This is a genomic window from uncultured Arenimonas sp., assembly GCF_963976025.1.
Classification (GTDB): Bacteria; Pseudomonadota; Gammaproteobacteria; order Xanthomonadales; family Xanthomonadaceae; genus Arenimonas.
This window is the reverse complement of sequence record NZ_CAXBJS010000078.1, coordinates 1-12,164: the sequence shown is the minus strand read 5'-3', so window position 1 is coordinate 12,164 and position 12,164 is coordinate 1. Positions and strand designations below refer to the sequence as shown.

Genomic DNA, 12,164 nt, shown 5'->3' with positions numbered 1-12,164 from the left:
GACGCCGAGGCGCGGTTGACCAGCACGGCCAGCGGGCCGTCCCAGGCCACGCCGGTTTCATCGTCGGCTTCGACGCTGACGCGGCCGCCGGTTTCGCGCACCTGCACCACCGGGCCGGTATCGATGAACAGGCCGGTCAGTTCCACTGCTTCGAGCAGGGAGCCACCGCCGTTGTCGCGCAGGTCGATGATCACGCCGTCCACCTGTTCGGCGCGCAGCTCGCGCAGCAGGCGCGCGACGTCGGCGGTGGCCGAACGCGCGTCCTTGTCGCCGCGGCGGCGGGCGTCGAAATCAAGATAGAAGGTGGGCAGCTCGACCACGCCGATGCGGCGATCGTCTACCTCGATGATGCGCTTCTGCGCGGCCTGCTGTTCAAGCTTGACCTTGTCGCGCTCGATCACCACCAGCTCGGGCTTGGCATCCACGCCGGATTCGGCCGGCAGGATGTCCAGGCGCACCTTGGTGCCCTTCTTGCCGCGGATCAGCGCGACGGTGTCGTCGATGCGCCAGCCGACCACGTCGGTCATCGCACCGGTGTCGCCCTGGCCGACCGCGATCACGCGGTCGCCGACGTTGATCTTGCCGGAGTTCGCGGCCGGGCCGCCCGGCACGATGGTGCGCACGACCACGAATTCGTCCTGGCGCTGCAGCACGGCGCCGATGCCTTCGAGCGAAAGGCGCATCTGCATGTTGAAGTTTTCGGCGCTGCGCGGCGACATGTAGCTGGTGTGCGGGTCGATCGAACCGGCATAGGCATTCATGAAGGTTTCGAAAGCGTCGTCCTCGCGCAGCTCGCCGACGCGCTCGGCCATGCCGGCGTAACGCTTGTCGAGCGTCTTGCGGATTTCGTCCTGGCTGCGGCCGGCCAGCTTCAGGCGCAGGGCGTCGTTCTTGACGTACTTGCGCCAGGCGTCGTCGAGCTCGCTGCCGCTGGCCGCCCACTGCGCGTCCTCACGGTCGTAGAGCCAGGATTCTTCCTTCGAGAAGTCGAAGGGCTGCTTGAGCAGCGAACGCGCATAGGCCACGCGGTCGGCGACCCGGCGCTGGTAGGTGGCGAAGATGTCGAAAGCCGGCGCCAGCTGCTGCGACTTGATCGCGTCGTCGTGCTGCAGGCGCTGGGCATCGAACCGGGCGATGTCGGCGCGGGTGAAGAACAGCTTCTGGCCGTCCAGGGAATCGAGGTAACGGCGGTGGATCTCGGCCGAAAGTTCGTCGTTGAGCGGCTTGGACCGGTAGACGTAGCGGCTGTCGGACAGGATGCCGTAGACCATGCGCGCCGCCGCCGCCTGTTCAGCCGTCGGCGCCAGCGCCGGCGGACCGGCGCGGGACGTGCTGGCTTCCGTGTCCGGGCTGCCGGTGGCCGCCATGGCCAGGGCCAGGGGCAGTGCGGCGGAAAGGGCGATCAGCTTGTACTTGAGCATGTCTGGGATCCGGTGCGTCAGGGGCCCACTTTGCGCCCCGGCGGGGGCCGCGGCGTGTGCCAGTAGTGCTGGCTGGGGGCACGATTCCGAGCATACCCCGCCCGGCGTTCAGGCGGTGTCGGCGACGAACCCGGCTTCAGCGGCCATTCGGTCCGCGTGGTAGGACGAACGGACCATGGGCCCGGAGGCCACGTGGGTGAAGCCCAGGGCCTGGCCGGCGGCTTCGAGCGCCTTGAACTCCTCGGGGGTCCAGTAGCGGATCACCGGGTGGTGGTGCGGCGTGGGCTGCAGGTACTGGCCGATGGTGATCATGTCGACGTCGTGGGCGCGCAGGTCGCGCAGGGTCGTCATCACCTGTTCGAAGGTTTCGCCCAGGCCCAGCATGATGCCGGACTTGGTCGGGACCTCGGGATGCTGGGCCTTGAAGCGCTTGAGCAGCTGCAGCGACCAGGCGTAATCGGCGCCCGGGCGCACGTTCGGGTACAGGTCGGGCACCGTTTCAAGGTTGTGGTTGAACACGTCCGGCGGCGACTGCGCCAGGATTTCCAGCGCGCGGTCCATACGGCCCTTGCCGCGGAAATCGGGCGTGAGGATTTCGATCTTCAGCGCCGGCGACAGCGCCCGCGCCTCGCGGATGCAATCGACGAAATGCTGGGCACCGCCGTCGCGCAGGTCGTCGCGGTCCACCGAGGTGATGACCACGTAGCGCAGGCCCATGTCGGCAATCGTGCGCGCCAGGCTGGCCGGTTCGCTGGCGTCGGGCGGCTTGGGCCGGCCGTGGGCGACGTCGCAGAAGCTGCAGCGGCGGGTGCAGACCTCGCCCAGGATCATGAAGGTGGCGGTGCCGTGGCTGAAACATTCGTGGATGTTCGGGCAGCTGGCTTCTTCGCAGACCGTGACCAGGCGGTTCTCGCGCAGCTTGCTCTTGAGCTTCTGCACCGCATTGCCCGAGGGAATGCGCACCCGGATCCAGCTGGGCTTGCGCAGGATGGGCGCGGCTTCGTCGAACTTCACCGGGCTTTTGCCGATCTTGTCGCCGCCCAGCTGCTTCTGGCCTTCCACCAGGGGCGAACCCAGGACCTGCAGCGGGATGGACTTGCTGGTGGACTCGGACATGACGCCTCAGGCGGGAGTGAGATCGGGGAGGCCGGCGACCGGCCGGGCCTGCAGGCCGAGCCGGCGGGACAGGGCCTCGACCAGCAGCGGTTTGACCGCGGCGAGCTCGCCGGGACCGCCCAATTCTAGCATCGAGGTCACTTCCAGGCCCCGGAAACCGCAGGGATTGATCCGCCTGAACGGCTCCAGGTCCATGGCGATATTGAAGGCCAGGCCATGGAAGCTGCAGCCGCGGCGAACGCGCAGGCCCAGGGCCATGACCTTGCGGCCGTCCACGTAGATGCCGGGCGCGCCCTCGCGGCGTTCGCCGTGCACGTTGAAGCCGGCCAGCACGTCGATGACCGCGGCTTCGATGCGGCAGACCAGCTCGCGCACGCCAATGCCCAGGCGGCGCAGGTCGACCATGGGATAGGCCACCAGCTGGCCGGGGCCGTGGTAGGTGACCTGGCCGCCGCGGTCGACCTGCAGCACCGGGATGTCCCCGGCCGCGAGCACGTGTTCGGGTTTGCCGGCCTGGCCCAGGGTGAACACGGGCTCGTGTTCGACCAGCCACAGTTCGTCGGGCGTGTCCGGGCCGCGGGCGTCGGTGAACTTCTGCATGGCGCGCCAGACCGGTTCATAGGCCTGGCGGCCCAGTTCGCGCACCAGCCAGGGCCGGTCGGCCGGCGCCGCGGCGGGCGCCGTGTCGCAGGCGGCCGCTACAGCGTCCACTTCACCGCCGGGTGCTCGCGCAGCGCGCCGTGCGCGGCATCGTAGTCCTCGCGGCTGTGCGCCTCGAAGACCAGGGACACCGACACGTAGTTGCCCTTGGCCGAAGGCTTGATGGCCATGCGGTCGCGGTAGACGGTAAGGCCCAGGGCCTCGAGCACCATCGGCATCACCAGGTGCAGGTCGGCCTCGGCCGACCCCATGGCGCTGATCTCGAAGATGCCCGGGAACTGGAAGCCGTGCTCGGGATTGTCGGAATGGATGGACATGGCCCCATTATGGGGGCGCCGGGCCGCCCGCCCAAGGGCCGGGCGACCGCCGGGGCGGGCCTTATTCGCTTTCCCACCACAGCCAGAAATCGTCGCTCATGCGCTTGAAGAAGCCGCCCTCGGCGACCTCGGCCAGCGCCACCAGCGGGCGTTCGGCGACAACCTTGCCGTCCAGGCTCAGGCGCAGGGTGCCGATGGCCTGGCCCTTGGTGACCGGCGCCGACAGCTGCTTGGGCACGTCCATGCTGGGCTTGAGTTCGCCGTAGCGGCCGCGCGGCACGGTCACCAGCAGCGCATCGGTGACACCCAGCGACACGGTGTCGGCGGCGCCGCGCCAGATCGGGTGTTCGGCCACCTGCTCGCCGGCGCCGTAGACGCTGTGCGTTTCGAAATGGCGGAAACCCCAGTTCAGCAGCGCCAGGTTGCCCTGCTCGCGCAGGCGGAAGCCTTCGTTGCGGCTGTTGGTATCGATGCCCAGCACCACCGACACCAGACGCTGGTCACCGCGCTTGGCCGAAGCGGCCAGGCAATACCCGGCGGCCGAGGTGTGGCCGGTCTTGAGGCCATCGACGCTGTCGTCCTTCCACAGCAGGCCGTTGCGGTTGTACTGCTGGATGCCGTTGTAGGTGAATTCCCTGATCTTGTAGAGCGCGTAGTGATCGGGGAAGTGGTTGATCAGCGCGCGCGACAGCGTGGCGATGTCGCGGGCGGTCATCACGTGGCCGTCGGCGGTCAGGCCGTGCGCGTTTTCGAAGTGCGAACCGGTCATGCCCAGCTTGCTGGCGTAGGCATTCATCATGTCCACGAAGGCCGCCTCGGTGCCGGCCAGGTGTTCGGCCAGCGCGATCGCGGCGTCGTTGCCGGACTGGATGACCAGGCCGTGCAACACGTCGTCGAGCTTGACCTCGGTATTGACCTCCAGCGCGCTGTAACTGCCGTCGGTGCCGGCACCACCCTGGCGCCAGGCGTTTTCGCTGATCTTGACCATGTCCTGCAGCGACGCCCGGCCGGCGGCCACTTCGGCGGCGACGACGTAGGAGGTCATCACCTTGGTGATGGACGCGGGATTGAGCGGCTCGTCGATGTTTTCGCCGGCCAGCACCTGGCCACTGACGTGGTCCATCAGGATCCAGGCCTTCGCGCCCTCGGGCACCGGGGCCTCGGGCGTGGGCGGCGGCGCGACCTCGGGTTTGTCGGGCAGCGGCGTCGGGGCGGGGGCCTGGGCGAAAGCACCGCCGGCCAGCACGGCCGCCAGCAGGAAGGACAGGAAACGGGAAACGGACATCCGGCAAAAACTCCAGTTATTCAGGGCCTGCGCGGTGCGCGGACCGGGGACGAGGCAATGATGCTAGCCCCTATTCAATGAACACGCGCGGGCTGGGCAGGCCCAGGGCGCGCAAGCTTTCGATGACGCTGGTCGCCGCGGGGGCCGCAAGCGGGCCGATGCGCACGCGCCAGAGCTTGTTGCCGTTGACCTTCACCGAGGCGACTTCGACGTCCTCGATGCCGGCGTCTTCGATGAGGCGGGCGATGCGGCGGGCGTTGTCGCGTTCGCGGTAGGCGCCCACCTGCAGGATGCGGCGGCGGCCGTCTTCGGCCACGTGTACGGCGGGCCCGGGCAGCGGGGCCGACGCCGGCAGCGGCGCGGCCGGAGTGGTGGCGGCCACGCGGGGCGCGTCGGCGCCCGGCACCAGGGCCTGCACTTCCACCTTGGCGGTGCCGCTGCGGTCCAGGCCCAGCTTCACCGCCGCGGCGTAGCTGAGGTCGATGATGCGGCCGTCGTGGAAGGGGCCACGGTCGTTCACCCGCACCACCACGCTTTCGCCGGTGTCCAGGCGGGTCACCCGCGCGAAGCTCGGCAGCGGCAGGGTCTTGTGCGCGGCGCTGAAGCTGCACATGTCGTAGATCTCGCGGCTGGACGTGTGCCGGCCGTGGAACTTCTGGCCGTACCAGGACGCGATGCCACGCTCGCGATAACCCTCGGCCCGCTCCAGCACGCGGTAACTCTTGCCCAGCACGGTGTAGGGCGAACGGTTGCCGTAGCGCGCCAGCGGTTCGTGCGTGGGCTCGGGTTCGACCAGGCCGCTGATGTCCAGGCTTTCGCTGGGCGCGGAGTCGGCCACGCCGGGCGCGTACAGGCCGCCGGCGGTGTAGTCCTCGTCGCGGTGTTCGCGCACCTGCAGGCAGGCCGCCTGCAGCGCCTGCGCCGAGGCGGCGGCGGGCGTCGCGGCGACGGCCGCGCGCGGCGTGTCGGCGGCCGGTTCGACCGCGGGCGCCACCGGGCGGGTGGGCTTGCCGGCGCAGGCCGCCAGCAGCAGCACCACGCAGGCCAGGCCGGCCCTCATGGCGCGGCGGCGACCCCGTTGCCGGAAGCGATTTCGCGCGAGAGCTGGTGCACCGCCATCGCGTACATCGGCGAGCGGTTGTAGCGGGTGATCGTGTAGAAATTCTGGAAGCCGAACCAGTGTTCGGTGCCGTCCACGCCTTCCAGGGTCACCAGCGTGGCCTTGTGGTCGTGGCCCAGGGCCTCGGCCGGGCGGTAACCCTTTTCGCCCAGCTCGGCCAGGCTGTAGCGTGCTTCCAGGCCTTCGGGCTTGAAGGCTTCCGCGCCCTCGTCGGCGCGTGCCAGGGCGACCACCGGTTCGCCGGCCTGCCAGCCGTGGGCGACGAAATAATTGGCGACCGAAGCGAAGACGTCGTCGAGCGAGCCGAACAGGTCGCGGCGGCCGTCGCCGTCGCCGTCGCGGGCGTAGGCGCGGTAGCTCGACGGCATGAACTGGCCGTAGCCCATCGCGCCGGCATAGCTGCCCTTGAGCGCGGCCAGGTCGAGGCTTTCTTCCTTGGCCAGCAGCATCACCTGGGCGAGTTCATCGCGGAAGAAGCGGCCGCGGGCGGCTTCGCGCTCGACCTGGGCGGGGTCGCCGCTGACCGGATAGAAAAAGCCCAGCGTGTACAGCGCGTCGAGCACCTGGTAGCTGCCGGTATTGCCGCCGTAGCTGGTTTCCACGCCGATGATGGCGACGATCATTTCCGCCGGCACGCCGGTGTCGGCTTCGACCCTGGCCAGGGCGTCGCGGTGGCGGGCCAGGAACGCCTGGCCGTCGCGGATGCGCTTGTCGGAAATGAAGATCGGCCGGTATTCGCGCCAGGGCTTCACTTTTTCGGCCGGCCGCGACATGGCGTTGACGATGCTCTGGCGGTATTCCGACTTCGCCAGCCAGGCTTCGACCTCGGCGGCCGGCAGGCCGTATTCGCTGCTGGCGTGGTCAAGGAAGACCTGGCGCAGCGCCGGGTCCGGCGACGGGTTGGCGGCGGCCGTGGCGGTTGAAACGGCCAGCAGCAGGGCGGACAGGCGAAGCAGGTAAGTGCGCATGGAAACAAGCATATGGGAATGCCGGCAATTTAACACGGCGTGCGCGCCCACCCGGTTCAGCTAGCCATGAATTTACGGTGCGCATGCACCGACATCACCATGCCAAAACCCACCAGCAGCGACACCGCCGAGGTGCCGCCGAAGCTGACCAGGGGCATGGGCACGCCCACCACCGGCAGCAGGCCGGCGACCATGCCGCCGTTGACCACGACATACACCGAGAAGGTCATGGCCAGGGTGCCGGCCAGCAGGCGGGCGAAACCGTCGCGGGCCTGGGTGGCGATCCACAGGCAGCGTCCGACCACGAACAGGTACAGGGCCAGCACGGTGACCACGCCGGCCCAGCCGAATTCTTCGCTGAGCACGGAAAAAACGAAGTCGGTGGTGTGTTCGGGCAGGAAGTCCAGGTGCGACTGGCTGCCCTGCCCCCAGCCCTTGCCGGTGAGCCCGCCCGAACCGATCGCGATCTTGGACTGGATGATGTTCCAGCCCGCGCCCAGCGGATCGTTCTCGGGGTTCATGAAGGTGAGGATGCGCTCGCGCTGGTGCGGCAGCAGGAAGGGCCAGGCCGCGGGCAGTGCCGCCAGGCCCAGGCCGGCGAACAGGCCGATGCGCCACCAGGCGATGCCGGCCAGGAAGATCGCGAACACGCCCGAGGCCGCCACCAGCATGCCGGTTCCCAGGTCGGGCTGGAGCACGATCATCGCCACCGGCACGCCGATGATGCAGGCGCAGACCGCCAGCACCCGCCAGCCCGGCGGCAGCGGCACTGAGTGCAGGTACCAGGCCAGCATCATCGGCACGGTGAGCTTCAACAGTTCGCCCGGCTGCAGGTAGAACACGCCCAGGTTCAGCCACAGGTTGGCGCTGCGCCCGGTGCCGAACACGAACACCGCCGCCAGCAAGACCAGGCTTCCGGCGTAGGCCAGCGGGGTCCACAGCCGGAACTTCGCCGGCGTCACCCGCGACAGCAGCAGCAGCGCCACCAGGCCGACGCCGAAACGTGCGCCCTGCGACACCACCAGCCGGGTGTTTTCACCCGAGGCGCTGGCCAGCACGACCAGGCTGACCACCATCAGCGCCATCAGCGCCAGCAGCAGCGGCAGGTCCACCTTTTCGAACAGGCGGTCGAACAGTTCGCGGGTCCAGCGCAGCAGGGCACTCACGGTGCCACCTCGTCGGCGACCGGCAGCAGCCAGGCGTCCATGATGCGCCGGGCCACCGGCGCCGCGGCGCCGCTGCCCGAGCCGCCGTGTTCGACCAGCACCACCACGGCGATGCCGGGGTCTTCCACCGGCGCGAAGCCGATGAACCAGGCCTGGTGGCGCAGGTGGTAGGGCAGGTCCTTGGGGTTGGTGCGTTCGGTGCCGCGCCGGCTGACACGCTGGGCGGTGCCGGTCTTGCCGGCCATGCGGTAGGGGGCGCCGACGGCGGCGGCGCGGGCGGAGCCCGTGGGGCCGTGCATCACCGCCACCAGGCCTTCGTTCACCGCAGCAAGGTCTTCGGCGCTTTCGATGACGCGGCGGCCGGGCAGCTGCGGCTCGGGCTGCAGCGGCTGGTTGAAGCCGGCCTGGCTGGCCTGCAGCAGGTGCGGGCGGTAAAGCAGGCCGCCGTTGGCCAGCACGCCGGTGGCCTGGGCCATCTGCAGCGGCGTGGTCACCCAGAAGCCCTGGCCGATGGCGGCGTTGACGGTGTCGCCGGGGTACCAGTTCTGGTTGTACTGCATTCGCTTCCAGCGCCGCGACGGCCGCACGCCCGACATTTCGCCGGCCAGGTCGATGCCGGTGGGCCGGCCGAAGCCCAGGCGTTCGAAGAAGGGGTCGATGCGGTCGATGCCCAGTTCGACCGCCAGCTCGAAGTAGTAGGTGTTCACCGACTGCGCCAGCGACTCGCGCAGGTTCACGCGGCCGTGGCCGCCCGGTCGCCAGTCGCGGTAACCGCGGGGCTGGCCCGGCAGGAAAAATTCACCGGTGGAAAGGGTTTCGTATTCGGGCGTGCGGATGCCCGCTTCCAGCGCGGCCAGGGCCATGAAGGGTTTGATGGTCGAGCCCGGCGGCGCGCCGCCGAGCACGTTGCGGTTGAACAGCGGCCGCGACGGCGCCTGCAGCGCCTGCCAGTCCGGGTGGCTGATGCCGTTGATGAACAGGTTCGGGTCGTAGCTGGGCAGGCTGACCATGGCGAGGATCTCGCCATTGCGCGGGTCGATGGCGATGGCCGCGCCGTGCTGGCCTTCGAAAGCGTCGACCATGGCCTGCTGCAGGCGGGCGTCCACCGTCAGGCGCAGGTCGGTGCCGGGCGTGGCTGGCTGCCGGCGCACCACGCCCAGGGCGCGGCCTTCGACATTGGTTTCGACTTCTTCGTAGCCGATCTCACCGCGCAGGCGGTCTTCGTAATAACGCTCGATGCCGGCCTTGCCGATGTGGGTCAGCGCGGCGTTGCGGCTGTCGCCCATGGCCGCCAGGTCGTCGGCGTCGACGCGGCCGACGTAGCCGATGACGTGCGCGAACAGGTCGCCGTAGGGGTAGCGCCGGGTCAGGTAGGGCACGACTTCGACGCCGGGGAAGCGATGGCGGTTGACGGCCAGGCGCGCCAGTTCACCTTCGCTCAGGCGCAGCTTCAGCGGCACCGGCCGGAAGCTGCGGGTGGCGCGGCGGGCTTCGCGGAAACGTTCGATGTCCTCGGGATCGAGGTCGACCAGGCCGGCCAGGCCTTCGAGCGTGGCGTCGAGGTCCTGCACCTGTTCGGCGACGATTTCGAGCCGGTAGGCGGGCACGTTGTCGGCCAGCAGGCGGCCGCTGCGGTCGTAGATCAGGCCGCGGGCCGGCACGATCGGCCGGGGCTTGATGCGGTTGGCTTCCGAACGCAGCTGGTATTCCTCGTGCTGCAGCACCTGCAGACGGAAATAGCCGCCCGCCAGGCCCAGCAGCGCAAGCGCGATGCCGATGAACCCGACGATGGCGCGCCGGTCGAACTGCGCCGCCTCGGCGTGCAGGTTCTTGAGCTTGCGGCGCGGGATGCTGCGCATGGCGTCAGCTGGCGCGGTCGCGGGTGCGCAGGCGCAGGCCGTCGAGCAGCAGGAACAGCCACGGCCACAGCGCAAAACCCAGCACCGGCGACAGCCAGGTGGTCCAGTGCAGCCAGCCGTTGCCGGCGATGGCGTGGATGGCCTGGTCGACCAGGCGGTCGTTCACCAGCAGCGCGAAGATGGCCAGCGCCTGCTGCCAGAGCGGGAAGAAGCGCAGGCGGGCGCGGAAGCGCTGGACCAGGAAGGCCATCACCACCAGGCGCAGGGCCTGTTCGCCCAGCAGGGTTCCGGCCACCAGGTCGGCGGCCAGGCCGGCGATGAAGGCCGTGCCCAGGCCCACCTGGTCGGGGGTTTCGAGCAGCCAGTAACACAGCAGCATGGCCAGTACGTAGGGGCGGGCCAGGTCCATGCCCTCGGGCAGCGGCACGACCATCAGCAGCAGGGCCAGGAACAGGCCTCCGTAGAGCAGCCAGCCGGAGGGTCCGCGGTTCATTCGACGGGCTCCGCGGCTTCGGTGGCGGCTTCGCTGGCGCCGGCGTCCGCGTCCCCAGGCGCCGGCTCTTCGACCGGAACCGGCGGCGGCGGCAGCGGCGGGCCGGCATCGAGGCCGGTGCGGCTGTTGCTGACCAGAAGCACCTGGACGCCGCGGTCCAGGCGCGCCGCGGGGCGGGCCTCGGCGACGACGAACAACTGCGTTTCGTCGGGCTGCACGCTTTCCACCACGCCCACCGGGAAGCCGGCCGGGAAGCGGCCGCCGATGCCCGAGGTGACCAGGCGGTCGCCGACGCGGATGTCGCCACTTTGCGGAATGCTGGGCAGGCGCAGCATGTCGGTGCGGCCGGTGCCATAGACGATGGCGCGCAGGCCGGTGCGGGCGACCTGCACCGGCACCGCGTGTTCGGGATCGGTAAGCAGCAGCGCGGTGGAATGCCGGGGCGTGACTTCGATGACCTGGCCGAGCACGCCGCCGGCATCGATCATGGCCTGGCCGACGCGCACGCCGTCGTTGCCGCCGACGTCGAGCACGATGCGCTGGCGCGAGGGATCGAGGTCGACGTCGATGATTCCGGCCAGCTGGGCGTCGAGACGGTAGCCGCGGGTGCCGCCCAGCAGTTCGCGCAGGCGCTGGTTTTCCTCGGCCACGGCCAGCAGCCGGTGCAGGCGGCTGGCGTTGACCTGCAGTTCGCGGTGCAGGCGCTCGTTTTCCTGCTGCAGGCTGGCGCGGCTGGTGAAAAATTCGCCGGCGCTGTCGATCAGGCGGCCGGGGGCCGCGGCAAGCCACCACACGGGTTCGGCAAGCGTCGAGAGATGCACGCGCGCCTGGGCGGCGAAACCGCCGCGCAGGTCCGCCACCATCAGCACGGTGGCGATGGCGAGATAGGCCAGCAGCGGTAGCGTGCTGCCGGCGCCGTCGGTCAGGCGCGGCGCCGGGTTTCCAGGATAGGCCACGGCGTCATCCGGATAAGGACTGCGCCTGCAAGCAGGCTCACTCGGCCGAGAAGAACTCGTTGCCGTGCATGTCGATCAGTTCCAGCGCCCGGCCGCCACCACGGGCGACGCAGGTGAGCGGATCGTCGGCGACGTGCACGTGCAGACCGGTTTCTTCGGAGATCAGCTTGTCGAGGTCACGCAGCAGGGCGCCACCGCCACTGAGCACGATGCCGCGTTCGGCGACGTCGGCGCACAGTTCCGGCGGGGTCTGTTCCAGCGCCTGCTTGACGGCGCTGACGATGCCGCTGAGCGGTTCGTGCAGGGCTTCAAGCACTTCGTTGGAGTTGATCACGATCATGCGCGGCACGCCCTCGGCGAGGTTGCGGCCCGACACTTCGAACTCCTTGACCTGGGCCTGCGGAAACGCGCAGCCGATCTCGAGCTTGATGCGTTCGGCGGTGGTTTCGCCGATGAGGGTGCCGTGGTTGCGGCGCACGTAGTTGATGATGGCTTCGTCGAAGCGGTCGCCGCCGATGCGCACCGACTGCGAATAGACGATGCCGTTGAGCGAGATGACCGCGACCTCGGACGTGCCGCCGCCGATGTCGATGACCATCGAGCCGCGGGCTTCGTCGACCGGGATGCCGGCGCCGATCGCGGCGGCCATCGGCTCTTCGATCAGGTAGACCTCGCGGGCACCGGCCTCTTCGGCCGATTCCTTGATGGCGCGACGCTCGACCTGGGTCGAACCGCAGGGCACGCAGATCAGCACGCGGGGGCTGGGTCGCAGGAAGCGCGACTTGTGCACCTTCTTGATGAAC

12 protein-coding genes are annotated in these 12,164 nt (G+C 69.5%); all 12 read right to left on the bottom strand.

Annotated features, from left to right (window positions below):
- Positions 1 to 1,421 (bottom strand): S41 family peptidase (locus AACZ35_RS07820; protein ID WP_339827934.1); only part of this gene is annotated, 1,421 nt, incomplete at its 3' end.
- Between the two features lie 108 nt (positions 1,422 to 1,529).
- On the bottom strand, positions 1,530 to 2,537 hold the full coding sequence (lipA, locus tag AACZ35_RS07815; RefSeq protein ID WP_339827931.1) for a lipoyl synthase: 1,008 nt from the start codon (positions 2,535 to 2,537) through the stop codon (positions 1,530 to 1,532).
- Positions 2,538 to 2,543: 6 nt separating this feature from the next.
- Positions 2,544 to 3,185: a lipoyl(octanoyl) transferase LipB gene (gene lipB / locus AACZ35_RS07810; protein WP_339827936.1), complete on the bottom strand. Its 642-nt coding sequence runs from the start codon at positions 3,183 to 3,185 to the stop codon at positions 2,544 to 2,546.
- Between the two features lie 50 nt (positions 3,186 to 3,235).
- Complete coding sequence (locus AACZ35_RS07805) at positions 3,236 to 3,514, bottom strand: DUF493 family protein (protein ID WP_188659670.1); 279 nt, start codon at positions 3,512 to 3,514, stop codon at positions 3,236 to 3,238.
- Between the two features lie 61 nt (positions 3,515 to 3,575).
- The gene (locus tag AACZ35_RS07800) at positions 3,576 to 4,799 is read right to left on the bottom strand and encodes a D-alanyl-D-alanine carboxypeptidase family protein (RefSeq protein ID WP_339827925.1); all 1,224 of its coding nucleotides are present in this window, start codon (positions 4,797 to 4,799) and stop codon (positions 3,576 to 3,578) included.
- 70 nt (positions 4,800 to 4,869) lie between these two features.
- Positions 4,870 to 5,859 carry a septal ring lytic transglycosylase RlpA family protein gene (locus AACZ35_RS07795; protein WP_339827923.1) on the bottom strand — a complete coding sequence of 330 codons (990 nt, stop codon included), beginning with the start codon at positions 5,857 to 5,859 and terminating at the stop codon, positions 4,870 to 4,872.
- Positions 5,856 to 6,887, bottom strand: a complete 1,032-nt coding sequence (gene mltB, locus AACZ35_RS07790; protein ID WP_339827921.1) for a lytic murein transglycosylase B — start codon at positions 6,885 to 6,887, stop codon at positions 5,856 to 5,858. Before mltB ends, AACZ35_RS07795 begins: the two co-directional genes overlap by 4 nt.
- 56 nt (positions 6,888 to 6,943) lie before the next feature.
- Positions 6,944 to 8,053: a rod shape-determining protein RodA gene (gene rodA / locus AACZ35_RS07785; protein WP_339827919.1), complete on the bottom strand. Its 1,110-nt coding sequence runs from the start codon at positions 8,051 to 8,053 to the stop codon at positions 6,944 to 6,946.
- Positions 8,050 to 9,912 (bottom strand): penicillin-binding protein 2, encoded by a 1,863-nt coding sequence (gene mrdA / locus AACZ35_RS07780; protein ID WP_339827917.1) that lies wholly within the window; start codon positions 9,910 to 9,912, stop codon positions 8,050 to 8,052. Before mrdA ends, rodA begins: the two co-directional genes overlap by 4 nt.
- A 4-nt stretch (positions 9,913 to 9,916) precedes the next feature.
- On the bottom strand, positions 9,917 to 10,405 hold the full coding sequence (mreD, locus tag AACZ35_RS07775) for a rod shape-determining protein MreD (protein ID WP_339827914.1): 489 nt from the start codon (positions 10,403 to 10,405) through the stop codon (positions 9,917 to 9,919).
- Positions 10,402 to 11,361 carry a rod shape-determining protein MreC gene (gene mreC, locus AACZ35_RS07770; RefSeq protein WP_339827912.1) on the bottom strand — a complete coding sequence of 320 codons (960 nt, stop codon included), beginning with the start codon at positions 11,359 to 11,361 and terminating at the stop codon, positions 10,402 to 10,404. The genes mreD and mreC overlap by 4 nt, the downstream gene beginning before the upstream one ends.
- Before the next feature lie 37 nt (positions 11,362 to 11,398).
- Positions 11,399 to 12,164: rod shape-determining protein (locus tag AACZ35_RS07765; RefSeq protein WP_339827909.1), on the bottom strand; the 766-nt coding region annotated here is incomplete at its 5' end.